Consider the following 25,658-nt stretch of genomic DNA (forward strand, 5'->3'; position numbering starts at 1 on the left):
CAGGTCTGGTGCTGTTCCTCATCACCCTCGCCGTGAACATCGTGGCCCGCTGGATCATCAGCAGGCACAAAGAATTCTCTGGAGCCAACTAAATGACCGCCACCATGACCCCCAACCCGGTCCGCAAACGGTCTGCCCTCACGAAGGGCCAGTTACCTAAAGCGGCACCATTTATTGTCCTCGTCCTCGCCCTGGTCATTGGCGCGGCCATCCTGGCTCTCGTCGGCTTCAATGCGTTCGGCTGGGGAATCGTCTCCGCCATCCTCTTCGCTGCCGGTCTGGTGGGCTGGAGCGCGATTGTTGAAGGCCGCCGCAAGGCCCAGGACAAGTTGGCCACCTGCCTTGTCAGTGGCGCATTCATCGTGGCTCTCCTGCCGCTCGTATCCGTGATCTGGACCGTGCTGGTGAACGGTATCCCCGGACTGGTGACGCCAGGTTTCCTCACTTACTCGATGAACGGCGTGACCGGGGCCTATGACAACAGGGCTGCCGAAGAGGGCGCGCCAATTATCGGCGGCATTTACCATGCAATGCTCGGCACTCTGGAGATTACCCTCCTGGCCACGGCGATGTCCGTCCCGGTCGGGCTGCTCACTGCCATATACCTCGTAGAGTACGGCAACGACCGGCCGCTTGCCCGCGCCATCACGTTCTTTGTGGACGTCATGACCGGGATCCCGTCCATCGTCGCCGGGCTCTTCTCTGCCGCGTTCTTCTTCGCCATCGTGGGGCCGGGAACCAAAACAGGCGCGGTGGCCGCCGTCGCGCTTTCCGTCCTGATGATTCCCGTGGTGGTGCGCTCCAGTGAGGAAATGCTGAAGATTGTGCCCAACGAGCTCCGCGAGGCGGCGTACGCCCTGGGCGTTCGTAAGTGGCGCACCATCCTCAAAGTGGTGATCCCGACGGCGATTTCCGGTATCGCTTCAGGCGTCACCCTGGCTATCGCCCGCGTTATCGGGGAAACGGCCCCTATCCTGGTGACTGCCGGATTTGCGACGGCGATCAACGCCAACGTCTTCAGCGGCTGGATGGCTTCGTTGCCCACGTTCATCTACACGCAGATCCTGAACCCGACGTCGCCCTCCAACCCGGATCCGTCATCCCAGCGTGCCTGGGGAGCGGCCCTGGTGCTGATCATCCTGGTAATGCTGCTGAACCTCGGCGCCCGCCTGATCGCCAGGGTCTTCGCGCCCAAGGCCGGACGCTAGCACTGCAGCCCTGCTGGAACTAAACTTCAATCCGTACCTCAGTTAGTGAAGGAACAACATGTCAAAGCGCATCGACGTCAAGGACCTGAACGTCTACTACAGCAAGTTCCTTGCCGTCGAAGACGTCAGCATCAACATCGAAGCCAAATCCGTCACGGCCTTCATCGGCCCGTCCGGCTGTGGAAAGTCGACTTTCCTGCGCACCCTGAACCGGATGCACGAAGTCATTCCCGGTGCCCGCGTTGAAGGTGAAGTGCTGCTCGACGGCGACAACCTTTACGGCGCAGGCGTTGACCCCGTGACCGTGCGTTCCCAGATCGGCATGGTGTTCCAGCGTCCCAACCCGTTCCCCACCATGTCCATCCGCGACAACGTCCTGGCCGGCGTCAAGCTGAACAACCAGAAGATTTCCAAGGGCGAGGCGGATGCCCTGGTGGAGCGTTCCCTGCGTGGCGCGAACCTGTGGAATGAGGTCAAAGACAGGCTCCAGAAGCCGGGATCGGGCCTCTCCGGTGGGCAGCAGCAGCGCTTGTGCATCGCCCGCGCCATTGCTGTTGAGCCCCAGGTGATCCTCATGGACGAGCCCTGCTCGGCGTTGGACCCCATCTCCACCCTGGCTATTGAGGACCTCATTAACGACCTCAAGGATCAGTACACCGTGGTCATCGTTACCCATAACATGCAGCAGGCAGCCCGCGTCTCGGACAGGACCGCCTTCTTCAACATCGCCGGAACAGGTAAGCCGGGCAAGCTGATCGAGGTCGGGGACACCCACACCATCTTTAGCAACCCGACTCAGAAGGCCACGGAAGACTACGTCTCCGGCCGGTTCGGATAGACCCAGCCCGCCTACCCCCACTGCACTTAACGTGACGAGGGGAAGGCGTCGGCATTATGGCTGGCCGGAAAGCGCGGCCTGATGGGCTGTTCCCGCGTTGTGGGCTGTCGGCTTCGATACAGCGTGGAGTCGGGGCGGCAAGGCGGCATCGGCTATCGTCATCGTGACCGGTGAGGCCACGATGGGGAGGGGGAGGGCCATGATGCCTTGGCGGCCGGAGATCTCCAGTACGCCGGCGTCGATGATGGTCCGCAACTCGGAGCCTTCGGCGGCCGGGAAGAATACGTCGTCGAAGTCCTTATTCCCTGCCACAGTGACCCGTAAGCCGTCTCCCTCGTACCGGAGCGTGGCGAGTGGCCCATCCAGCGTGGCGAGGCTGATAACAGTCCCAGTGGTAACGGCGCACCGCAGGTCACCGCCGTCCTCGAGCACCGTCTCGAAAACCACATCGCTAATCTGCTCCAGGGATCCCGGTTGGGAGTACGCCTCGAGGTCGGCGTGCGGGGCGGCCACCAGTGTATCGCCGTCGAGCGTCAGGGTGTGCGGGATGCTCAGCGCGCTGGCCCAATGCCCTTCCGGGCTAATGACACCGCGTACCCAGAAAATAAGGGAGGGGGCGCCGTCCTTGTCCCGGAAGAAGGAAGGGGCGTAGTAACTCTTGCCGTACGTGAGCTGGCCCCAGGAGCGGGCAGTGAAGTGACCGTCGGAGTAGCTTCCTATGCCGTAGGCCACGTAGTGCAGGACGTCGTCTTCCCAGATGGAGGTGACCAGGATGTGGGAGCCATCAATCTCAAAGAGCTGCGGGCATTCCCACATTGTGCCTGTCCAGACCGGGTCCGTCGCTGTGCCTGGGCGCTGCGCGGCGATACCGTCCAAGATCCAATTCGATAGGTCCGCTGAGCTATAAGAGACTGCGGCCGCGGTTCCGCCTTCCAGCCCTGCGCCAACGAACATGCGCCACTGTCCGCCGTCGCGAAAAACGAACGGGTCCCGGTAGGCCACGACTGTGGCATCGGGAGCGGTCATCAGCCTGGTTCCCTTTGTCCAGGTGTTCCAGGAGGCATCGTCCGGGGTGGCGGTCCGGACTGTCCCAATGCCGATATCCGGCTCGGTGACCGAAGTGTAGAACATGGTAGCGTCACCGTCCGGGCCGTTCACGATGGAACCGGACCAGACGCCGTCGTCCCCTTCTCCGGGTGCGACGGCAATGCCCTGTTCTTTCCAGGCGATCATGTCCAGGGAGGTGGCGTGGCCCCAGTGGCAGTTGGAAGCCCACGTGGTGCGGGCAGGGACGTACTGGTAAAAGAGGTGGTACTGGCCGTCCTTCCACGTCACGCCGAGGGGATCGTTGATCCATCCTTCATTAGCTGTGAAGTGGAAGGCGGGGCGGGGTTCCTGCGTGTTCATGCTGATCCTTGTCTGCTGGATGATTACCGGGCCGGGACGCTGTTTGCGGCCAGGAACCGTTGCCGGACATCCCTGGCCTGCTCGGCGTTGGCCTTCTCCCACTCGTCGATCTCCGACCGGCGGTCGTTCCGGACAGCGTCCCGCGCTTCGGTAAACCGTTGCATGCGTTCAGCGGAGGCGTTTCGGGCGGCTGTCTGGGCCGGACTGAGTTCCGGCAGGGGAATCTCTTCCACCTGGTCACGTGGGCGCAGCGGCAGGCGATCTTCGACAGCATCGATGTCCAGGATGGGCGAGGGGAGGCTCTGGTACCAGTAAGCGGTGGAGGACCAGTCGTCGGAGAGGTGGTTGGCGTGGCCGTGTTCGAAGGTGACCTTGATGCGTTTCTGGAACCTGATGGGATCGGTCATGTGGAAGCGGTAGCTGTGGTGGAAGCCCGGTACGTTCTCTTCGTGCACCATGGTGCCGTTCATGAGGAAAGCGTTGTGCTGCATGCCCCAGGCGTGGCCGAAGTAGTCCTCCATCCCTGTGCCATGAAGACTGGGCGGCCAGGTGTCGTCGTCGATGAAAATCATGTCGTCGCCTTCTCCCCACCATGAGCCTTGGAAGTGGCGGACGGCGAGGTTGCAGCCCACGTAGTGCCCCTGGCCTTCGGTTTCGAGCACCACGTAGTTGTCATCGCCTGTGAGGTTGGGGATGGCCACTTCAATGCTGTTGGTCTGCAGGTCAGGGCCCCAGCCGGCGTTGGGCTTCTGCCGGCGCCAGTGGGCGTGGAAGTAGGCGGTGTCCTCGGGCAGGGGCTCGGTGTAGAGCTCGTAATCGATGTAGAAGTACTGCAGGTAGGGGATGTCGTTCTGGTTTTCAACGACGATCCGGGCGCGGGAGTTGAAGGGCATTTCGAAGTAGCTGTTGAAGGCCGCGCTGCCGCCGAAGGTGTTCAGTTCCCCCTCCTTTGCGGAGACCGACAGTGGCAGTGAGTCGTAAGACCCTGAGAGGGAGTTCATCAGGCCGAAGAAGTCACCCAGAGGGGCGATAACGCTGGGGGTTTCCTGGTCGTCCCAGTACATTTTGAGGACGATTTTCCGGTAGTAGTCCGGGTCAACCACTTCCCAGCTGACACCGAGGGCGTTGTGGATTTCAAGCATTGGCACGCCAACCAGTTCCGGGGAGATCTGCCCGGGACCCGGCTGGATGCGGCAGGACTGGGTCATCCAGATGTGCGTGATCAAGCCCGGTCCTTCGATATCCGCCAGGACGCGTTCCTCGCCGGGCATGATGATCCAGTTGTCCCTGTTGCGGCCGGTCTGGTCCCAGCTGGACGCCCGGGCTGTGCGGGCGGTGGAGAGTTTTGTCAGGCTTGAGAGCAGGCCTGAGCGCGGCGATGTTGCCATGGGTATATGTCCTTTCAAAGAGTGCTTGTTGTTTAGCCCTTGACGGCTGACTGGGTGAGGCTGGCGATGATCCACCGCTGCGCCACAAGGAAGACGATGAGTGCGGGAGCGATGGCGATGGTGGTTGCTGCCATGACCTGGGCCACATTTCCGGCACCGTACGGCCCGAGCATCAGGACCAGGCCCAGCGGCAGGGTGGCAGTATCCGTACTGTTAAGGAAGATGGACGGTGCGAAGTAGGCATTCCAGCTGCCCAGGAACGTGATCACACCGAGGGTGCTGACGGCATTCTTTGCCAGCGGCAGTGCGATCAGGCGGTAGGTCTGCCAGGCGGTGGCACCGTCCATGCGGGCGGCGTCGATGATTTCCTGCGGCAGCCCCAGGAAGAACTGCCGCAGCAGGAAGACGCCCAAGGCACCGGTGACACCGGGCAAGATGAGACTCAAAGGGTTGTCCAGCAGGCCGAAGGCGCGCATCAGCAGGAACAGCGGAATGATGGTCACTTGCGCCGGTACCATCAGCGAGGACAGCAAGGCGACAAAGATTGAGTTGCGTCCAGGGAAGTCGAGCTTCGCGAAGGCATATCCAGCCATGGGTGCCGTGACGATCATGCCGATGCTGACCGCGATGGCGATGACGGCGCTGTTGAGCATGTTGCGGAGGATGGGGACCGGCCCGCTGACCGCATCCGTGTAGTTGGTCCAGTCCCATTCTGTGGGCAACCATTGCGGGGGCAGGTCGTAAGCATGGCTGGCGTCGCGGAGCGAGGTGGTGAACATCCACAGGAAGGGAGCAACCATGCCGATGGCTCCGAGGACCAGCAGCGCCACGGAGATACTCTTCCCGATTCCGGGACGGGGCCTGCTGCGCCTGGCGGTGCCCCCGCCTGCGCTCAGGGCGTTGGTGTTACTCATTGTTCACCCATGACTTCCTGAGACGGAACTGGACCAGCGTCACCAGCATGATGATGAGGAACAGTGTCACTGCGATGGCTGAGGCGTAGCCCATGTCGAATTTATTGAACGCAACTTCGGCGATGTACATCACCACGCTGCGGCTGGCGTCGCCCGGGCCGCCTCTGGTGAGCACGATGATGGATTCATAGATCTGGAATGCGCCGATGATGGTGATGGTGATGTTGAAGAATGTGGCCTGGCTGATCATCGGGACCGTGATGCGGCGGAAGATCTGCCATTCGTTGGCCCCGTCCATGCGAGCGGCCTCGACCATGTCCTTGGGGACTTCCTGCAGGGCAGCGACGAAGATCAACATGGCAAACCCGACGTTCCGCCAGGTGTCCACAATGATCACCGATACCTTGGAGAACTCTGAACTGTTGAGCCAGTCGATGCGTTCTCCTCCCAACGCGGTGATGTAGTAGTTCAGAATGCCCGTGTCCTTCTGGAAGAGTGCCTGCCAGATGATGGATACGTACACCAGAGCCACGAGGTAGGGGAAAAAGTAAGCGGAGCGGAAGACATACGTCAGGGCCCTGGGAAGCCGCTGATTGATCAGGACCGCGAACAGGAGCGCGAAGCCGTTGATAAGGACGACGGCTGCCCCGACATACAGGACGGTGTTGCCGTAGGTTGTGGCGAGCCGTTCGTCCCTGAACATTCGGACGTAGTTCTCGATCCCCACGAACTTCGGGGCCGTCAGGATGTTGTACTTTGTGAGGCTCAGATAGATGGCGGCGACCAGTGGGCCAAGGACGAAAACAAGGAAGCCGATGATGGTCGGTGCGGTGAAGAGGTAGCCCGTCAGTGCTTCACGACGGCGGGTGGCGGTGAGCTGCCCGGGGCGCCCCCCGCGCCCCTGAGGGGGCGCGGGTGGCAGTTCGGTTGTGGGGGCTGTCAGGGTCACTGCTTCAACGCCTCCTCGACATCCTTTTGGGCTTTCTCCAGCGAGGAACCGATGTCCTGGCCGGACATGATTTCATCCATGGCCCGCATGAACGCTGGATCCAGCACGTTGTAAGCCCCCGGGGCGGCCACGGGCTTCGCATACGACAGTGAGTTGTAGAACTCTTCAGCGTGTTCGGGGGAGGCCAGGAACTCGGGTGATGAAGCAGCCGTCTTGGTGGAAGGTACGGCGGCACCGGCGTCGGCCCATTTCTTCTGCGTCTGCTGGTCCGTCAGCATCTTGATGAACTCCCAGGACAGCTCCTGGTTCTTGGAGGTCTTGGAGATGGCAAACGCTCCGGCACCGAAGACGGTGGACTTGGTGGTTCCCTTCGGCCAAGGCAGGATGTCGTAGTCGGCGAAGCCGGCCTTTTCGAAGCCGCCGGTCACGAAATGGCCAGCTCCGGTCATGGCTGCCTTGCCTGCTGGGAACAGCTGGTAGGGGTCTGATCCCTTAGGCTGCGGTGCCACCCCGTGCTCGGTGACAAGGTCCCGTACCCAACCTAAGGTCTCCTTGACCTTCGGGTCAGTCAGCTGGGCTGTCGTCAGATCCTCACTCATCATCGAGGTGCCGTTGGAATACAGCCAGGGGGTGATGCCGAAGGAGTAGTACGGCATGGCGAACCCGTACACTTTGTCCCCACCGGTTCCTGTGGTCAGTTTCTTGGAGATCTCAAGGAAGTCATCCCAGGTCCAGTCGTCGCTCGGCCGCTCAATTCCTGCTGCTTCGAACATCTTCGTGTTGTAGTAAATGACCATCGTGTTGAACGTATTGGGCATCAGGTAGGTGGATCCGTCCTTGCTGAAGCCTTCGAGCAGTTTCGGATCGATGTCCTCACGCAGGGACTTCGCCTCGGGGTCGTTTTTGAGGAAACCGTCCATCGGCGTGAACAGCTCATTCGCCAGGCCCAGCTCCACGCCCTCGGTGGCGATGTTGATGACGTCCGGCGCCTGCCCTGCGGCAGCTTGGGTGACAAGCTTGTTGACGTACTCTGTCCACGTCGTGATGGGGGTGAAGTTGTTGTTCACGGTTACGTTCGGGTACTTCTCCTTGAAGCGCTCGGCGACGCCGTCGTACACGGCCTTGTCGCCCGGGTCGCCCCAGTTCGAGACCGAGATTGTGGCCGTGATGTCCCTTGCAGGTGCGGAGTAGGGCCCATCCGCTGCCGGGGCCGCAGACTCCGTGGCGCTCCCGCATGCGGTGAGGACCAGCAGGGCAGCGGCTGCCCCTGCGGCGATGGTGGTGCATAGTGCGTTTCTCATGTGATGCTCCTTTGCATTCTGCGACCGGAGGAAGGTGCGCGGTTGGATGCGATGTGGTTTAGAGGCAGGTTTCTGATGGAGCGGCTATTGGGTGGAGCGGCGGAATTCGATTTCGGAGTCGAGTCTGAGGATCTTTGTCGGCGCCGAGGGGTTGCCCAGGCGTCGCATAAGCAGATTGACGGCGCTCTCGCCGAGCCGGAAAGCCGGTTGGCGGACGGTGGTGATCTGGGGCTCGAACAGGTCCGAGTAGGTGAAACCGTCGAAGGCTGCGAAGGCCAGGTTCCCGGGCACCTGAAGGCCTTTGTGCTGGACGGCACGCAAGGCACCTGCGGCCAGAAGCGTACTGCAGGCCAGGATCGCGCTGGGCTGTTCTGCGGAAGAGCTCAGCAGTTTTCCGACCTGCTCAAATGTCGATGCCGCCGTGATGGTGCCTTCGCAGAGCAAGCCCTCCGGGACCTCGAATCCCCGTTCGCGCATGGCAGTGTGGAAGCCGTCATAACGTTCACGGAGGGACGAAACGCGCAGGTCCCCAGAGACGAGCAGAATCCGCTGGTGTCCGCCTGTGGTGAGGTGGTCAACGAGGGCTGCCATAGCGGAATGGTTGTTAACCCCCACCTGATCCACGTCCAGGTTTGCGAGCCGGTCCAGGAGGACGAAGGGTTTCTTCTCCTCGCGGATTCTTTCGAGCAGCCCCGCAGCCGAGCCGGCTGCCCGTGCAATGATCAGCCCATCAACGCGGCGGTCTAGCAGAGCCTCTACCGCCGACAGCTCTCTTGCGGGATCTTCCGCCGAGTTGGCCAGCAGCAGGGACAGGCCGTGCTGCGCGGCGGCTTCTTCTACCCCGTGCACCATGTCCGCGAATGCCGGCTCTCCGGCATCGGAGATAACAAGGCCAATGGAGTCGGTCCTCGTACGGCGCATCGAACGGGCCAGTGCGTCCCGCCGGTAACCCGTTGCCCGGACTGCCGTCATGACCCGGGCTCTGGTTTCCGGTTCAACGTGCCTGGTGTCGTTGAGGACGTGCGAGACAGTTGACGTCGAAACACCAGCAAGGGATGCGACATCGACGATGGTTGCCACATCGACTCCTTCCAGCGAAACGTTTGCGCGAACGTTTCGATGGTAGAGACAAACGTTTCGATGTGCAATAGCTCACAGAAAAAAGAGTCTTCTCCGTTTCATCCAGCAGTCATACTGAGGGAGTTTGCTGAGGGTTTAGGAGGAAGGCCCCGCGTCCGTGGACGCTCGGTATTCGATCGTGGGTGCCAGCCGCACTGTCGTGGGGTCCCCGGATTTGTCGGCGATTCTCTTGGTTAACAGCTCGGCTGCCGTGGCGCCGACCCGGAACGCCGGTTGGCGGACGGTGGTGAGCTGGGGTTCGAAAAGGTCCGCATAGGCGAAGCCGTCGAAGGTGGCGAAGGCGATATCCTCCCGCATCCGCAGCCCGCGTTGTTGGATTCGCTGGAGTGCGGCTGCAGCGAGGACGGTGCTGCAGGCGATCACAGCCGTAGGAGGCTCGGCTGCTGACAGCGCTGCATCAATTCCGGCGCTGGTCTTCCCGGCTTCGGAAGCTATGACCATCAGGTGGTCCAATGGCGTGATACCAGCGGCGGTCATAGCTTCCGAAAATGCCTCATGCCGTTCCCGCAGGGTGGCAACCCTGGTGTCTCCGGCGACCAGCAGAATCCTTTCGTGGCCCTGCGATACCAGGTGCTCAACCAGCTCCTTGACGGGCTCGCGGTTTTCCACTCCCACCTGGTCGTACGGGTCATCGGAAAGTCTGTCCATCAGCACCAGAGGCGTATCGTGGTTGGCGAATTCGGAGAGGGCCCCGGGGCCGGAGCCCGCCGCACGGGCCAGGATAAGGCCGTCCACCCGGCGCTCCAGTAGGGCCTCGACGGCCCGCGCCTCACGTTCCGGGTCTTCAGCGGAATTGGCCAGGAGCAGTGTGATGCCCTGGCTTGCAGCCGTCTCTTCCACGCCTCGGATCATTTCGGCGAAGGCCGGTTCCCCGCCGTCGGAAACAATGAGGCCGATGCTGTCAGTCCTGGAGCGACGCATGGCACGGGCCAGTGCGTCCTGTCGGTAGGAGGTCTCCTCGATGGCCTTCAGCACGCGTTCCCGCGTTTCATCGCCCACATATCTGGTGCCGTTCAGGACGTGAGAAACAGTGGAGATCGACACGCCAGCAAGCTTCGCCACTTTTACCATCGTCGTCATCGTCGCCGCCTTCGGTGAATCGTGTGCGCGAACGTTTCGCGTGCTCCCGGTCAGTCTACAGAGAGGAGCGCGGCCGAAGGCGAAGGCCCCGTTCTTCCTGTCGCACGGCTGGCAGACGGCGGCTGATCAGTCAGGAAGAACGGCACCCAACGGCTAATGGTGGCTTCGTTGCCGGATTCCCAAGTGCAGGTTCCGCGTCACCACATGGCCTTGTTTAACGGGGTGACAGTGAGGCTCTCAACCCGGGCGGTTCCCCCTTCCGAGAACAGCGAGATGGACTGGGCACCGGCTGCGGGAAAGACCTGATCCGTCAGCGTTACCAGTCCGTCCTGTGCAAAGACTTCTACTGATGCCCGGTCCACGTAAACCCTCAGACGGAGCCTGCCGTTGACAAGCTGCACGGGAGCATCGTCGATGGAGGCGAAGGCCGGATGGAAGCCCTCGTTGCCTGAGTTCGTTCTGTCGATGAACGCACGCCTGGTAGACGGCGTGTATCCGATCAGCGTTGCTTCAGTGCCGCTGCCCAAGACTTTCAGACCAAAGGAGGATGCCGTGCCGGGGGAGAATTCGGCGTCTATCTGCACCACGTCTCCGGAGATGGGAAGGGTTGTACTGCCGGGCTGGATGTCCTGCCCCTGGGCGGTGTAGGTGGCGGCAGTGTTTTTCAGGGTATCTGTTTGCGTGACTGCCTTCTGGCGGAGCCTCGGTCCCTTCGGCGTCTGGGTAAGGGTAACTTCACGTGGCAGTGTCATGGTTCCCCGCCAGGTTGACGTGGGGGTGGCCTGACCGTAGTCCCAGTTGTTCATCCAGCCGAGCATCACACGCTTGCCGTCGGGAGTGTTGTTGAAGGACACGGTGGCGTAGTAGTCCTTGCCCCAGTCCAGCCAGTCATGTTCCTCCATGCGTGGAAGCGCTTCCGTGTCCGAGAGGACGAACTCATCCGCCAGGAGATGTCCCCACCCGCTGCGGTTGTTATCCACCACTCTGATAGTGGCCTGGCTGCCCCGGAATTCCTTGACGTCCCATGCGGCCCAGTCCAGGTGTTCGCTGTCCGCTCCAGTGGCCGTCCGCACGGTTTGACCGTTGACCATCAGGTTCACGGTGGTTTCAGCGCTGCGGGGTTTTGCAGGAACAGAGCCAAGGATCATATTGTCCAGGGTCAGGTGTCCCCACGGGCCGGTGGCGTTATCCACAACGCGGATCCGGGCAATCTGGCCGAAGTACTGGGACACGTCCCAGTTTTTCCAGTTGAGGTCACCCGAATTCGTGCCGGTTGCGGTCCGTACCGGCGTACCGCCCACCAGAAGCTCCACCTGGAGTTGCCCGTCGGTCCGGTTGCCGCCGCCCAGGAGGAAGCCGATGTTGTTGTTGGTGAGGTAGAACTCTGGTGAGGTGATAGTTCCCATGTTGCCGTCGGCCAGGATGCCGCCCTCGAAGGTGTTGATCCGTTTGCCGATGGCGAATTCCCCGCCACTGGTGGAGGGGTTACGGGCCGCCTGGAAGTCGCCGGTAAGTTGCCACCCGGCGTCCGTTAAGGTGCCGGGGTAGTCGAAGCCGTCGAACAGCAGGTAGCCGGGCGGCGGAACATTCCCGGATTGCTCACCTGGAAGCTGCGGATGCCTTCCTCCTCCTACAAGGAAATTGAGATAGTCGGATCCAACGGTGAAGGCTGGCGATTCAAGGGTCCCCACAGGCGTGTCCCCGCCGTGGAAACCATTGACCAATCCGGCGCCGATATGGCCGGTGACCTGGTTCTGGCCGACCACAGATCCGGAAGCGGGGGCTGCACCCCAGGGACCCGCCGGGTTCGCGGCGTCGTTCTGGGCGGTCCAGCCGTTGTACGTTCCGTTATTGAAGCCTCCGACGACGGTTCCCGCCGGCAGCGCATCTACGGCATCGGCTGTGTCGGAAGTGAACGATGTCCCATCGAAATCACCCACGAAGTATTGGCCTCCGCTTCCTCCCGCCACTGACCCCGGATTCAGGTTGACCACCAGCACCCACTTAATGTTGGCCGGGTTGCCGTCCACTGCGAGCGGAAACAGATCCGGACACTCCCAGATGCCCTCCTGCGCGTTGGCCGGGCCAAAGTCGTCCAGATAGTCCCAGGACTTCAGGTCGTTGCTTTTGTAGAACACAACACGATGCTCAGTGGCCTCGACCGCTGACATCACCCAGTAGGAGCCTGCCGGACCGTCGTATTTGAAGACCTTGGGGTCCCGGAAGTTTGAGGAATTCCTGTTCAGGACCGGGTTGCCGGAGTACTTGGTCCACGTTTGCCCGTCGTCGGTGCTGAAAGCAAGCGATTGCGCCTGCTTGTGGGCGAGCGTGGGGTGGGATCCGGTGTAGTTGCTGGTGTATACCGCTACCAGGGGCGGGTCCTGTGCCGTGCCGAAGCCGCTGGAATTCTGTGAATCCACCACGATGGACCCTGAGAAAATGTCCTCCACCGATTGCCCAACTCCATTGAAGGTCTGGGGGATGGCCAGGGGCTGTTCCTGCCAGTGCAGCAGATCAGCAGAACTGGCGTGGCCCCAGCTCATGTTTCCCCACGTAGTCCCGAACGGGTTGTATTGGTAGAACATGTGGTACTTGCCGTTGTGATACACCAAGCCGTTGGGATCATTCATCCAATTTTCTTCCGGTGTGTAATGCAGATATGGCCTGTATTGCTGAGTGGCTGGGTCCGGATCGGTCGCGTGGACAGGGGCTGCCGCCAGCGACAGAGCAGAGACAACCAAGGCTGCGGTCACCGCCCATGCCGTCAGAGATTTCGCGCGTCTTATCATCGTTGATGTCTGCCCTTCGTCGGCTTTCCGCCCGCTGCGGTCGGTTTCCCGGCGTGCCTGCAGCGTGCGGCAAAGCATGTGCTTGCAAAGACGCGCGGCTGCAGGCTGAGCTGATGCCTGCCCACACCGGGCGCTTATCGCCGAAGAGGGCGGGAAGGCCAGGGCTGAAGGAGTGGAGCGCGCGAAGCCGGAACGGCGGGGCCAGGAAACATGCTGGTCCCGGAAAGTCATCCGGAACCGTCACGGCAACACAAAGCCGTCCCTACTAAACGTTCGCGCAAACGTACGAATCCTAGGATGAAGTGGCAAATACCGCAATAGCCCTTCGGCATCTGCTTTGCAATGTCTGAATTCGCACCCCTTGACACTGTTAGCCAAATCACATTTACTCATACAAACGTTCGCGCAAACGTTTTTCTCACTTCCGGGTGCAGCTGAAGGTGCCCGCACCAGTTACTACGTCACAAAGGAGGCGTATCTCGTTTTGGAATCACCAAAGAAGGTTGTCAGCAGGCGAGCCGTGGTTCGAGGCCTGGCTCTGGCTGCTCTAGCCCAAGGTTTCATATCCATCCAGCCAGCCTTAGCCGGGACGGTCAATGGCGCCAGCAAGGAACAGGGGCAAATACCAGCTCAGACGCCGGCCAATCTGACACACGCCTCAATAGTTGGCGTTCTTTAGCTGCCAGTTTCGCTTCGGTACCCAACTACTCAACTCTGCCCACCAGGGCAAAATGGAAGGTCAGCCATGCCCCAAACTGTTTACGACGTCACAACCTGGCCCGGAGCCAGCGTTTCGCCCTATGTCGATATCGGCAAGGTCATGAACGAGATCATCGCCGACATCAAGGCGACGCAAACCACCCAGACCACCAGGCCTGGTGCCGTCATCTATATCCCTCCGGGACATTTCGACCTCCTTACCAGGGTGACAATCGACATCAGCCATCTTCAAATAAAGGGCTCGGGCCACGGATTCCTGTCCGAAGCCATTCGAGACGAAAGCAACGCTTCGCAATGGGTGGAAACGCTACCCGGCGCCAGCCACATTCGCGTCAAGAACACCGACGGAAACGCAGAAGCATTCCTTGTGGCCCGCAGTGGCAGCCCGGCCACAGTGGGACGCCTGAATTCCGTCGAGTTCAGGGATTTTTGTATTGACGGGGTCAGCAGCTCCAAACCCTATATTCCGGGCAACGGAAAAACGGGAATCCTCGTTCAAACGGACAACGATGCGTTCCGGATTGAAGGTATGGGCTTTGTGTATCTTACCCACGCCCTGGTTATCCATGGTGCAGATGCCCCGTACATCACCAATAACTTCATCGCCGAATGCAGCAGCTGTATTGAACTGCTTGGCGCTTCGCAAGTTGCGAGAATTACCAACAACTTCCTCATCAGTGCGTGGGCAGGCTCGGCGGTGTTCGCTGAGAACGCGGAGGGAATGCTGATCTCAGGAAATTCACTGCTCTGGTACGGTTCCATCCGGCTTCTGAACACCAAACGCTCAGCGATCACGGGCAATAAGTTTGTGAGTTCCTGGCCGGGAATGGTGATCCTGGAACCCGGCAGCGACGAGAATCTGATCTCAAGCAACCAGTTCTTCCGCACCGATACTGAAAGCTCCATCAACAACGGAAAAGATGACTACTTTGGACTCGTTCATCTGAACGGCAACAACAACACGGTGACCGCGAACCACTTTTCCTATGGTGTGGCGACCCAGTTTATTCGACCGGCCGGCGCGGTGCCGACCATCATCCTTGTGAGGGGCGGAACGCGCAACTTTCTGGCCTCCAACAATATCGTCAGCAATGTGCCAAGCCGAGTGGTTCTCGATGCGAGCACCACGCAGACAAAGGTCATCTACTCGGCCGAAGACTCCCAGATCCAAGCCTTCACGACTAACTACACAAAGGTGCCAACCCCCTGAAGGTGTAGCCCAGTCGCTGCATAAGGGGAAGGCACGGGATGCTGCAATTGCAGCAGCCCGTGCCTTCCCGGCCCAAGACGGGCAGTGAGCGCGGTCAACCAGAGCGTTTGATACAGGAGCAGTTAGTCCAGCGTGAAGGTCGCGTCCTGGTAGCCGAGACCAGCCGTGACACTCTGCACCAGCATCTTGTAGTTGTAGTGGCGCAAGTACCGCCCGGGGTTGGCTGCAGATTCAAAGGAAACGCCCGAGCTGGAGGCAAGGCCTGCGCGTCTGTTGAAAGATGCAGCTGCGGCGAAGGACGCGCTGCCGTCGGATGCCTCCAACCGGACAGAGGTTCCCCTGTCCACCAGGTACTTGCCCGGGAAGTTTGCGGATTCCAGTGAAACTGAAGTGCCTCCCGCAAGGCCGGTGCTGAGGTTGAACTGCGAATCTGCAAGAAGCGTGACGTCCGCGTCGAGGCGAGCCTCGTTGAGGTAGTGGCGGACGCAACGGTTCGGGAAGTTGAACGACATCAGCCGTACGGGCAAGGGCCCGTTCTTCAGCGGAATTCCCAGGTTGGGCGTACCGTCTGCATTCCAGTAAACCTTCTGCACCCTCGTGTGCCGGTTTTGGTCGTAAAGCGGCTCCCCGCTGATGTCCCGGTAATCCCGGGAGTGGTACACGAGGATGTCCGACACTCCGTCTTCTGCGACTGTAAACGAGTTGTGTCCAGGCCCGTACTGACTCGTCGCCTCCGATGATTTGAAGACGGGGTTGGGTGATTTGGTCCACGACGCCGGGTCCAGCAGGTCCGCTGTAGCCGATGCCGTCAGCAGGCCCATGCAGTAGTTGGCATCGGTGGCACTGGCAGAGTAGGTGCAGAAGACGCGGTTGTTGCGAATGATCACCGCAGGCCCCTCGTTGACAACATGACCCACCCGTTCCCAGGCAAGCGTCGGAACGGAAATACGGGCTTGCGGTCCGGTCAAAGTGGCGGGGCCGCTCATACGCGAAATGTAGAGGTTGGTGCCCTGGCCGACCGCTGCCTCCTGCTGGGCCCACACCATGTAGCGCTGGCCATTGTGTACGAACGTCGTTGCATCCAGGGAGAACGTATCCCACGCGGTGAAAATCCGTCCCAGTACAGACCATGTGGACGTCATGGCGTCGGGACCGCTGGACTGCAGCACATAGGGGCGGACGCGGAAAGGCTCAGCGGATGTCCCGGCAGCAAAATACATGTACCAGCGGTTATCGAAAAAGTGCAGTTCGGGTGCCCAGATGTGTCCGCCCATGGAACCTGCGGAACGGGTCCAGAGTACCTTTTCCGTGGCAGAGCCGAGGCCGGCGAGCGTGGATGCCGAGCGAATCACCAGGCGGTCGTATTCCGGTACGGAAGCCGTGAAGTAGTACTTTCCGTCTGTGTGGCGCATGATGTGCGGGTCAGCCCGCTTAAGGATCAACGGGTTGGTCTGGCTGACAGCAGCGGCGAAAGCAGTTGTGGCGCCTGCCAGGGCGAGAGGTGGAAAGGCGGCGGCAGCAGCTGCTGCGCCAAGGCCGGTGAGGATTCCCCGGCGGCTGATCTGGGGTGTTCCCTGAGGAGTAGTCATGGGACTTCTTTCTGGTGCTTGGTGCTTCGTTCTTGGTGGTTGGGCCGGGGGTGGTTACTTGCTTGAGAGCGCGATTGCTTCAGTAGCGGTAAGTGCCCGGTTGTAGATGGCAAACTCCCTGACCTGGCCGGAGAAATACTTGTCGGCCGAGTACACGGAACGGCCGATGTAGTTCGCCTTGGTGAGGCCGCCACCGATGTCACGGGGATCTATGGTTACACCGCTCGCCTGTGAAACCTGGACGCCGTTGCTGTAGATGGTGGCAACGTCGCCCTTAAGGGTGTAGACCAAGTGCTGCCATGTTCCGCGGGGGAGCGCTGCCGTGCCGTTGACGCTCTGTTCGGTGGCCCAGTTCCCGGTGGCGATCGCGTTCTTGTAGGTTGAGTTGCCTGTCGCGAAGAGGTAGCCGTTGCCGACGCCTGAAGAGTTGGTGTTGCCTATTCCGTAGAGGAAGTAGCTTCCGCTTTGGGCAGCGTCCACAAAGACGTCCGCTTCGACGGTCACATCCACCATGCCGGCCAGCAGGTTATCCGGAAGGTCAACGTGTCCGTCGGTGCCGTTCAGCTTCAGGGATCCCCCGGTCTGCCAGGTGGTTCCACCGACAGTCGTGGCGTTGAGGCCGTTGCCTGAAGAATCGGTGACGGTGGTTCCGGTGGTCTGGTTGAAGGAGTACCGCAGGATTTCACCGTTGGCGTTGGCCGGTTTCGGGGCGGGCTCCTTCTTGAGCGCTGTCAGTTCGGCTTGCGTGACCGGGATGACCGTCCCGTGCCGGGGGCTGGCCGGAAGCCTGTAGGACGCCGGTATCTTCCAGTTCGGGTTTTCCAGGCTGGTGCTCTCCAGCGGAATGTAGCCGCGGCCACCGAATTCGTCGACGAACAGGTACCACTTGTTTTCGATGTTGGATTTGAAGGCGGTGGGGCCTTCAACCGCTTTGGTGCCGGCGTCCCTGCCGATGCAGGAGTCCATCAGCGTCCAGTTCTTGGGGGAAGTGGTGGGAAGGTCGGCCGCGGTGAGGTTGCTTGACCGCTCCTGCATGATGTCAGTGCAGCCCGAGGCGCTTCCTTCGTCCTTGGTGAAGCGGTAGTAGAAGTTGCCTTCTTTAAGCACAGTGGAGTCGATGACGGAGCTCCCCGGGTCAACCCAGATCTGCGGAGCGGAGAACGTCACGAAGTCGCGTGTGGTGGCATACATCATCTTGTTGTAGGTGCTGCCTGTATGGTTCACGTCCGATTCGGCGTAAAGCTTTGAGGCCCAGAAGACCACGTAGGCGCCAAGGGAAGGATCGTAAACAGCTTCGGGAGCCCAAAGGTTCCCGGCAGTGTCCGGTGCCAACTTCACATGCCTTTGGGCGGACCAGGTGACAAGGTCAGTGGATTCCCAGACTTCCAGGAACTTGCTTCCCGTGCGCTGGGAAGCATCCCAGGTGGTCCCGCTGCCAATGGAAAGGTCCGTCGCGATCAGGTAGAACTTGTCGCCTTCCGGGGACCGGATCAGGAAGGGGTCGCGAAGGCCCTTGGTTCCCATGGTTGAAGTCAGGACAGGCTCGCCGGCATTGGTTTCGGTCCAGTCCAGGGCATTGTTTCCGTTGCTGCCTGCGAAGTAGATGTTCTCGCCTGCAATGGAGTTTCCGGTGAAGTAGCTGAATGCATAACCTGCGAAGGGTGCAAGGGCTGCCGCTGCCCGCACGTGGGCCACAATCGTCTTGGTTGCCTGGGCAGCGCCGGAAGTAACTTTGGCCGTCAGTGTAACGTCGGTGCCCGTGGCAGGGCGGGTCACCACGCCCGTGGTGGATACCACCGATGGATTTGACGAAGTCCAGGTGACAGGCAGCCCCTGGGAAGTTTCGGGAAGCGTGAGGTTCCCACGCACATCATTGGCGTTGACTACCGTGATCGAACTGGCTGCGTCCGTTGCCCGGCTTTGGTCCGTTGGAGAAAGCGCAGTCACCTCCTGCTGGGTCAGTGCTGTGTTGTAGATCCTGAAGTTCCGTACGCTGCCTTTGAGGTACTTGTCGGCAGAATACAGGGACCGTCCGATCCAGTTCGCGGTGGTGGTGCCGCCGCCGATTGAGCCAGGCGTGATGGTGACCCCGGTCTTTCGATTGACTTCCACTCCGTCGAGGTACAGGACGGCTGTACCGGCAGACAGTGTGTAGGTGAGGGTTTTCCAGGCGGCGCGAGGTAGGGCCTGGGAGCTTGTCACGGTCTGTTCTGTTGACCAGTTGCCGGTGGCGATGCTGGTGCGGTAGTTGTTTCCGGTGGTGAAGAGGTAGCCGTTACCTGCTCCGTTGGTGGAGTTCCCGAGGCCATAGATAAAGTAGGGATTTTGCTGGTCGGCATCGATCAGGACTTCACTGCTGACTGTTACGGCACTCAGGCTCGAGAGAATGTTATTGGGAAGCTGGACGTAGTCATTTACACCGTCGAGCTTCACTCCCGCAGGGCCTGACGGGACAGCACCATTGACCAGCGTGCCGTCATTTCCTTTGCCGGACGAGTCAATCACCCGGGTGCCCGCTGTTTCGTTCAGCTGGTATTCAAGGACCAGGCGGCTGTCCGCCGCGGTGGCCATGCTTGGCAAGGAAGTTCCGGGGACCAGGAGCCCCAGCAGGATGCCTCCTGCGAGGCTGGAGCGTAAACGTCGTCTTTGTCGCATTCCGTTGCTTCTTTCCGTGCTTTGCGGACTGACCGTGAGGGGGAAGGGCCAGACCGCAGGGGTGGGCGCCCACCGGACGGTGGTCCGGGCGGCGGGGAAAAACTTTTGAGCATGCGGCAGCCAGGCATGGGTGGCTGGTGCCGTGGGTTTCAGTCGTTGACTGAAAAGAGTCCTTAACTGATGGGGAGCCCTTGACCGAAAGGGCTCCGTGACTGAACGGAAGGGCCGACGGCGCCTGCCGCCTTGCCTGCGCCCGTCGTCGTCGAGAAGGCGTTCTTCAAGAGATCCTGTCTCGGATTACGAGACAAGTTCACTATCAGTTATTGGACAATCCAGATGTCCGATAAAAATTGTTAGGGCTAACATCGGCTGGATTAGAGTATTTATGAAGACTTTGGATCCGTCAATAGCGGTTATTGAGAACACGCTTTCGGGGGCATCCTGAAGGGCGCTAGCTGCCTCGAAGCGGGGATAGCGCCAGGGCCAGAACCACTGCAGCGGCGGCGGTAACAATCGGAGTGAGCACCCAAAAGGACAAGATTCTCAAAACCACACGGCGGTTGGTGTCCGGGAACGGCTGGTTACTTCCTGCGCCGAGGGTCGCGGTGGTCACCGTGTGGGTGGTGGAAATAGGCCAGTGGAGCCCAATGGCACCGAGCAGCAGGATCAGCGAGCTGTAGATCTGGGCCACAAACCCCCGCAGAGGGTCAATCCTGGCCAGGCGGTAACCGATGGTGTGGGAGATGCGCCAACCTCCCGCGAGTGTCCCGGCTGTCAGCATTGCGGCAGTCAGCAGAGCCACCCAAACCGGCATGGTGGTGCCGTCGGACATCCCCGAAGCCAGCAGCGCAAGGAGCAGCACGGCACTGGTGCGCTGCCCGTCTTGAAGGCCATGCGCGAAGGCAACTGCTCCGGCAGCAACGGCCTGGATCCGGCGGGAGCGGCTGTTGACCACATTTGGCGGAGTGTAGCGGGCGGTCCAGGTTGCCGGCCACACCAGAAGGTAGGCGCCGGCAAACGCGATGATGGGTGAAATCAGCAGTGGCAGCACCACCTGGAACAGCATGGAGTTGTCCACCCCGCCGACACCGGGGCCACCCAGGACGAGGCTGGCCAGCCCTGCCCCGGCCAGCCCTCCCACCAGTGCGTGCGTGGATGAGGACGGTATGCCTCGCCGCCAGGTGTAGAGGCCCCATAGGACGGCGCTGATGAGTCCTGAGAGCAGGATGGTCAGTCCGCCGTCCCCGCTGGGGACTGTCACCCAGGCGTGGCTTACGGTCAGGGCGAAAGCGGCGCTCAAGGCGGCACCAATGAAGTTGAACAAGGCAGCGAGCAGAACCCCCACAGTGGGAGTCAGTGCCCGGGTACGGACGGCCAGCGCCACAGAGGCAGATGCATCGCGGAAGCCGTTCAGAAAGGCGAAGGTCCCTGCGAACAGGACCACCAGAGTGAAAAAGACTCCCGTCACCTCAGGATTCCTTGACGATGATGCTGCCTACCTGGGTGGCGACGCGGCGCATGTCCTTGGTGGCGTCCACAAGTTGGGTAGCGACGTCGCGGTTGCGGGCGTACTGGGCGGGCTTCATATCCTTGAGCATGTCGGCCACCCAGACGCGGTGGGTGCGTTCAGCCCGCTTTGCCAGGCGGAGGATTTCGATCCAGTAGTCCTCAAGATCGTCGAGGTTGTTTAGTCCCCGCATGGCTTCCACGGTGAGTTCGGCCTGCCGGCTGATGATCTCCAACTGGTCCGCAGCCCGCTTCGGCAAGCGCTCAAGCTTGTACAGAGCCACGAGGTCCGCGGCGGCGTCGAGCTTTTCGATGGCTTCATTGAGATACCGGGAGAGGGCGTACATGTCCTCACGGGGAAGCGGGTTCACGAAGCTGGTTCGCATGTGGGTCAGCAGCGCGAAGTGCAGTTCCGCTGATTTTGCCTCGTGATTGTGCATGTCTTCCACAAGCCGGCCGTGCTCCGCCGCTGGCGTTCCGAGGATTTCCGCCATGGTTCCGGTCGCCAGGACGATCTGGCGTGCCATCTGTGCGAGGAGGTTCAGCCCGGCGGGCTCCTGGGGGAAAAGGCGCAGTTTCACGTGGGTTTTCCGGTCTTGGGGAGGAACTGACAGGGCTGTTTATCTGGGGGTGGAACATAGTGGCGGATGCGGACACAAAAGTGGCGCCGAACCGGATACGCCTCTCGGCGGTAGGCCGCTCTAGGCGGCTGAATGTTGAAGCCCGGGGGTTTCGCGGTTCGGCACCAGTCTCAGTGTTCTACGTTGCCCCAACCAAGTCAACATTGACAGTGAGGGCGTGCCGTGGCAGGCTCACAGCCTCGAAATCGAGGTCTTTCAGCTAACCTGCAATGGCATTCGCCGTCAGTCCAGTTCGCCGAGGCGCCAGGCATTCGCGGCGTGTTCGAGGTCTTCTGCTGTCTTCACCAGCAAATGTGAATTCTTGGTCAGTTTCGATGCATGCCCCTCGTTGCTGTGCTCGGCATTGTCCGCCAGGGTGGCCTGACCAAGAGCTACCACGCGGCAGAAGGCGGCGGAACGTTCCAGCGCGACGTCGAACTCGCCGTCGAACGCTCCCGACAGGATGGCGTCAGCCATTTCCTTCATCTCCTGGGCTCCCGGAGGTTCGGCGGGGCCGGCCACAACATTGGATACCTGCGCTGTGTCCTTGCCCGCCCGGAAGTAGAGGGAGATCCTCTCCGGATCTTGTATGGTGGCCGCTCGGAGGGCATAAAGCCGCCACAAGGCTCCCGGCAGGGAGCGAGCGGGGCTTTCCGCCCACATCTCAGCGATGGCTTCCAGGCCCTGTTCATCGGCCAGTTTGACCAGTCTCCGCGTGATCTGGGGGTCATCGCTGTCCCTGCCATGCTGCACCAGCGCCTGGGCAGCGAGATGGGCCGCTTCGGAGACACGCGCCGGATCGGCGCCGCCAGCGAACGGCTCGAAATCGATGGGAGCGAAGGGCTTCGGCTTATGATGCCTGTTCGCTCCGCCGTAGTGGCTGGATCCCGCTTGCTCGTTCATGCCCCCCACGCTACTCCTGTGGCGTATGGGAAATCGAGCATGGCGCAGGAGGGAAGCACGACGGCGGTGCGCGCGGCCGCGTCAAAGCAGCCACGAGTCTGGGGTACAGTGTTAACGTCCAGAAATGGAATGGGCTGATAACCGTTTTGCGGTTGTTGGTTGGGGCCTTTAGCTCAGTTGGTAGAGCATCGGACTTTTAATCCGTGGGTCGTGGGTTCGAGCCCCACAGGGCCCACTCTTTTAGCGAAGAGTGGAAAACCCCCGGCATCCTGTCAGCAGGAGGCCGGGGGTTTTTTGTTGCTTCTGTGCCTGAGAATTCATCTGAAGTGCTGGTGAATCGCCGCGAGATGAGTCGCACCTCGGGTCTCGAATGTGATAGAGCGCACTTGCCTACGTATACTGAACTCGTTTCCGTACGCCCGCCTGAATTCCCGGCTCGGGCAAATGCGCTGTCCGGCCCCCTCCGGCGCACTGCGGGAATCCCCCCCCCAGCAGATAGGTACTCGCCCATGTCAGCTCGTCGAGCCGCCCGCCGTGCGCGTCATGGCAAAATCCCCCGCCGGTCGCCGTTTTTCTGGCACCGGATAGCCATGATTTTCGGAACCATCGTCGCTATTGCGGTGGCAGCCGGGGCAGTCGTCTGGATCACCGGAATGAGGACCCCCGCTGAGGCTGAGACTGCAAAGTGCCAAAGCGTAACGACGGAAGTGAGCGTTGGGGCAGATCCCAACATGGCACCGGCGCTGGAGAAGGCTGCGTCAAGGGTTCCTGCCGACGCCTGCGTCGCATTCACCTTCCAGACGCTGACCCAGCCGGAACTTTCTGCCAAGGTGGCGGCGGACAAAGATGCACCGGACTTGTGGGTGGCAGATTCCACCGTCCGCGTTCAACGAGTGGTTACGGCAACGCCTCCGGAGGTCATTGTGCCCTCGCTGGCCTCAACGCCGGGAGTCATTGTGGGGCGCACCGGGGAGGTCCCGGCTTTCGCAACCTGGCTCAGTGTGTTGCAGTCGCAGGGAGTGCGTTTTGGTGATCCGCTGGTGACCGGGAGCGGGGAAGTGGCACTGCTGGGGGCAGTGTCTGAGGTGCAGGCCGGTCTCACGGACGCTAAAGCACTCCAGGGGGTCACTGCACAGCTGGCCCAGAAGGAGAGCCAGCGTTCGGGGGCGAAACTCTCGGATTCCGAACAGCTCGAGTCAGTCGCTGCAAGTGGCGGCTTCGCTATCGTGACCGAGGAAGCCTGGCTGAAGTTCTCCAAGACGACCTCCGGAGCCCGCTTGACGGCCTCGGTGCCGAAAAGCGGAGCAGTGTCCCTGGACTACCCGCTGGTTGCTACGGCCAAAAACGGCTCGCGCAGTGAGGCGATAAAGAGGGGAGCGCAGGCACTCGCCGAGGCCATGGGCAATGACGAAGGCAAGGCGGGCCTGGCCGAACAAGGCTTGCGGCCGGCGGACAGCAGCAACCTCCTGAACCAGAAGGGCGTGGGTGCGGTCGTTGCGCTGGCACCTGCATCGGCGCACGCCGTCAGCCAGACGCTAAGCGCGTGGGCCGTTCAGGCCATCCCTTTCAGGTCGCTGGTGGTCATCGACGTATCCGGCTCGATGGAGCTTCCGGCCGGTGAACAGACCCGGATGCAGCTGACACAGCAGGCCGCCACCACAGGTAGCAAGCTGTTCCCGAACACGGCTGCCTTGGGGCTGTGGGCCTTCTCGATTGGTCTTGGCGGCGGGAACCAGGATTACCTGGAGCTTGAACCCATCCGCAAGATGGACGAGGTGGTGGAAGGTGTCAGTCAGCGTGACCGCCTTGTAGCGGGCATCGCAGGGCTCTCTGAGCGAACCGGGGGAGCTACCGGACTCTATGACTCCACCCTGGCCGCCTACCGGACCGTGCAGGCATCCTACGACTCCCGCGCGATCAACAGCGTCATCCTCTTCACGGATGGCGCCAACGACGACGCTGAGTCACTCGAACTTGATCAGCTGCTGGAGACGTTGCAGCGTGAACGGGACCCCGCGAAACCGGTGGTGATCGTCACCATCGGCATCACCGAGGATGCCGACGCCGAAACACTGCAGAAAATCTCTGCGGCAACGGGCGGAACCAGCTACGTGGCCAGGGCGCCTCAGGATATCCCCAGTGTTTTTGCTGACGCACTACTGGCGCGGCGGAAATAGATACTGCGTAAGCACCCGGGGGCCATATGATATGGATCAATACTCTCCCAGTGGAAAGGCCCTTTCGTGGCGAACACCAACGGCCGGCGGCTGCCGCGCCTTGAGGACGTAGCGGAACTGGCTGGTGTTTCGCACCAGACAGTTTCCAGGGTGGTTAATAACCATCCAAATGTCAGCAAGGCAACGCGGGCCCGCGTGGAGGTAGCCATTTCGGAGCTCGGCTACCGCCGGAACTCCGCCGCGCGGAGCCTGGTGACCCGCCGTTCCCAGACCATTGGAGTGCTGGGGAGCGAACTGTCCCAGTACGGTCCTGCCAACACCATCCTGGGCGTTGAGCAAGCCGCCCGAGACGCCGGATATTTCGTCAGCATCGCCGCCCTTAAAACGGTCAACCGGGAAACCATCTCCGACGCACTCAGGCATTTCCAGGACCAGGCCGTCGATGGAATCGTGGTGGTGGTGCCGCACTCCGAAACACTGCACGCTTTGGACGAGATGGACCTTGGAGTTCCCGTCGTGGCTGTCGGTTCCCTCGGAAACGACAGCGTCAGCGGCATCATGGTGGACCAGAAGCGCGGCGCAGAACTCGCGGTCAGGCATCTCATTGACCAGGGCCACAGCCGCATCGGCCACATTTCCGGCCCGCAGGACTGGATCGACGGCGCCGCGAGGGCCGAGGGATGGAGCCAGACACTGCGTGCGGCCGGCCTGGAGGACGACCTCATGGCGGAAGGTGACTGGAGCGCGGGCAGCGGCTACGAAATCGGCCGGAAATTGGCCGAGAAACGCACAGCCACAGCCATCTTCGTGGGAAATGACCAGATGGCCCTCGGACTATTGCGTGCCTTCAGCGAGGCAGGAGTCAGTGTGCCCGGAGATGTTTCCGTGGTGGGCTTTGATGACCAGCCTGAGGCAGCCTACTTTGTACCGCCGCTGACAACCGTGCGCCAGGACTTCGAGGAACTCGGCCGGCGCTGCGTTGATGCCATGGTGGGCGAAATCGAGCAAGGCGCTGAGGTGAGCGGCGTCGTCGTTACTCCCGAACTGGTGATCCGCAAAAGTACGGCCGCCGTGGCGGCAGTACTGCAGACCTAGCCCGGTACCTGTCCCGCGCACACCTGCCTGGCGCCGTCCAACCCGCGCGCGGACTGGCAGCTGATGCCCTCAAATTTCGAGTTTGAGGGAATTCCCTGCCAGCCCGCTGCGGGGTCAGCGGGTCAGGACGTTAATTTGAAGGTAGCGGCAGCCCGTTGGCTGGCGGCGA

At 61.2% G+C, this 25,658-nt stretch carries 18 protein-coding genes, 1 tRNA gene and 1 pseudogene; 7 read left to right on the plus strand and 13 right to left on the minus strand.

What is annotated here, in order from left to right:
* The 3 genes and pseudogenes from RIN13_RS16910 to pstB form a co-directional block, all read left to right on the plus strand.
* Window positions 1-92: pseudogene (locus tag RIN13_RS16910) on the plus strand (phosphate ABC transporter permease subunit PstC); the annotation flags it as partial.
* A complete protein-coding gene (gene pstA, locus RIN13_RS16915; protein WP_309108481.1) occupies window positions 93-1,208 on the plus strand; it encodes a phosphate ABC transporter permease PstA in 1,116 nt (371 codons plus the stop codon). It abuts the pseudogene before it with no gap.
* A gap of 58 nt (window positions 1,209-1,266) precedes the next feature.
* Entirely contained in the window at window positions 1,267-2,046 is a 780-nt protein-coding gene (gene pstB, locus RIN13_RS16920; RefSeq protein WP_309108482.1) for a phosphate ABC transporter ATP-binding protein PstB, read from the plus strand.
* Window positions 2,047-2,100: 54 nt separating this feature from the next.
* Here pstB and RIN13_RS16925 read toward each other — a convergent pair whose 3' ends face one another.
* The 8 genes from RIN13_RS16925 to RIN13_RS16960 all read right to left on the minus strand — a co-directional run bounded on the left by RIN13_RS16925 (window position 2,101) and on the right by RIN13_RS16960 (window position 13,014).
* The gene (locus RIN13_RS16925; RefSeq protein ID WP_309108483.1) at window positions 2,101-3,453 is read right to left on the minus strand and encodes a glycoside hydrolase family 32 protein; all 1,353 of its coding nucleotides are present in this window, start codon (window positions 3,451-3,453) and stop codon (window positions 2,101-2,103) included.
* A 23-nt stretch (window positions 3,454-3,476) separates the two neighbouring features.
* Complete coding sequence (locus RIN13_RS16930; protein WP_309108484.1) at window positions 3,477-4,841, minus strand: DUF2961 domain-containing protein; 1,365 nt, start codon at window positions 4,839-4,841, stop codon at window positions 3,477-3,479.
* A 32-nt stretch (window positions 4,842-4,873) separates the two neighbouring features.
* Window positions 4,874-5,755, minus strand: coding sequence for a carbohydrate ABC transporter permease (locus RIN13_RS16935; RefSeq protein WP_309108485.1), 882 nt, complete (start codon window positions 5,753-5,755; stop codon window positions 4,874-4,876).
* Entirely contained in the window at window positions 5,748-6,704 is a 957-nt protein-coding gene (locus tag RIN13_RS16940; protein WP_309108486.1) for a sugar ABC transporter permease, read from the minus strand. Before RIN13_RS16940 ends, RIN13_RS16935 begins: the two co-directional genes overlap by 8 nt.
* Entirely contained in the window at window positions 6,701-8,005 is a 1,305-nt protein-coding gene (locus tag RIN13_RS16945) for a sugar ABC transporter substrate-binding protein (RefSeq protein ID WP_309108487.1), read from the minus strand. Before RIN13_RS16945 ends, RIN13_RS16940 begins: the two co-directional genes overlap by 4 nt.
* A gap of 84 nt (window positions 8,006-8,089) precedes the next feature.
* The gene (locus RIN13_RS16950) at window positions 8,090-9,085 is read right to left on the minus strand and encodes a LacI family DNA-binding transcriptional regulator (RefSeq protein WP_309108488.1); all 996 of its coding nucleotides are present in this window, start codon (window positions 9,083-9,085) and stop codon (window positions 8,090-8,092) included.
* A gap of 135 nt (window positions 9,086-9,220) precedes the next feature.
* Window positions 9,221-10,225, minus strand: coding sequence for a LacI family DNA-binding transcriptional regulator (locus RIN13_RS16955; RefSeq protein WP_309108489.1), 1,005 nt, complete (start codon window positions 10,223-10,225; stop codon window positions 9,221-9,223).
* A gap of 197 nt (window positions 10,226-10,422) precedes the next feature.
* Window positions 10,423-13,014 carry a GH32 C-terminal domain-containing protein gene (locus tag RIN13_RS16960; RefSeq protein ID WP_309108490.1) on the minus strand — a complete coding sequence of 864 codons (2,592 nt, stop codon included), beginning with the start codon at window positions 13,012-13,014 and terminating at the stop codon, window positions 10,423-10,425.
* A 745-nt stretch (window positions 13,015-13,759) separates the two neighbouring features.
* Here RIN13_RS16960 and RIN13_RS16965 point away from each other — a divergent pair.
* On the plus strand, window positions 13,760-14,944 hold the full coding sequence (locus RIN13_RS16965) for a NosD domain-containing protein (RefSeq protein WP_309108491.1): 1,185 nt from the start codon (window positions 13,760-13,762) through the stop codon (window positions 14,942-14,944).
* Window positions 14,945-15,066: 122 nt separating this feature from the next.
* Here the strand turns inward: RIN13_RS16965 and RIN13_RS16970 are convergent, their stop codons facing one another.
* The 5 genes from RIN13_RS16970 to RIN13_RS16990 all read right to left on the minus strand — a co-directional run bounded on the left by RIN13_RS16970 (window position 15,067) and on the right by RIN13_RS16990 (window position 22,217).
* On the minus strand, window positions 15,067-16,533 hold the full coding sequence (locus RIN13_RS16970) for a family 43 glycosylhydrolase (protein WP_309108492.1): 1,467 nt from the start codon (window positions 16,531-16,533) through the stop codon (window positions 15,067-15,069).
* Window positions 16,534-16,587: 54 nt separating this feature from the next.
* Entirely contained in the window at window positions 16,588-19,188 is a 2,601-nt protein-coding gene (locus RIN13_RS16975) for a LamG-like jellyroll fold domain-containing protein (RefSeq protein WP_309108493.1), read from the minus strand.
* Window positions 19,189-19,639: 451 nt separating this feature from the next.
* On the minus strand, window positions 19,640-20,656 hold the full coding sequence (locus RIN13_RS16980; protein ID WP_309108494.1) for an anion permease: 1,017 nt from the start codon (window positions 20,654-20,656) through the stop codon (window positions 19,640-19,642).
* A gap of 1 nt (window position 20,657) precedes the next feature.
* Complete coding sequence (locus RIN13_RS16985) at window positions 20,658-21,275, minus strand: nuclease PIN (protein ID WP_309108495.1); 618 nt, start codon at window positions 21,273-21,275, stop codon at window positions 20,658-20,660.
* A 282-nt stretch (window positions 21,276-21,557) separates the two neighbouring features.
* Window positions 21,558-22,217 (minus strand): hypothetical protein, encoded by a 660-nt coding sequence (locus RIN13_RS16990; RefSeq protein ID WP_309108496.1) that lies wholly within the window; start codon window positions 22,215-22,217, stop codon window positions 21,558-21,560.
* A gap of 162 nt (window positions 22,218-22,379) precedes the next feature.
* Here RIN13_RS16990 and RIN13_RS16995 point away from each other — a divergent pair.
* From RIN13_RS16995 to RIN13_RS17005, 3 genes are all read left to right on the plus strand, one after another.
* Window positions 22,380-22,452 (plus strand) — tRNA-Lys (locus tag RIN13_RS16995).
* Window positions 22,453-22,726: 274 nt separating this feature from the next.
* The gene (locus tag RIN13_RS17000) at window positions 22,727-24,394 is read left to right on the plus strand and encodes a VWA domain-containing protein (RefSeq protein ID WP_309108497.1); all 1,668 of its coding nucleotides are present in this window, start codon (window positions 22,727-22,729) and stop codon (window positions 24,392-24,394) included.
* A 66-nt stretch (window positions 24,395-24,460) separates the two neighbouring features.
* On the plus strand, window positions 24,461-25,489 hold the full coding sequence (locus RIN13_RS17005; RefSeq protein ID WP_309108498.1) for a LacI family DNA-binding transcriptional regulator: 1,029 nt from the start codon (window positions 24,461-24,463) through the stop codon (window positions 25,487-25,489).
* Window positions 25,490-25,658: the final 169 nt, after the last annotated feature.

Origin of the sequence: Arthrobacter sp. (assembly GCF_031179985.1) — a bacterium.
In the GTDB taxonomy this organism is placed as follows: domain Bacteria; phylum Actinomycetota; class Actinomycetes; order Actinomycetales; family Micrococcaceae; genus Arthrobacter.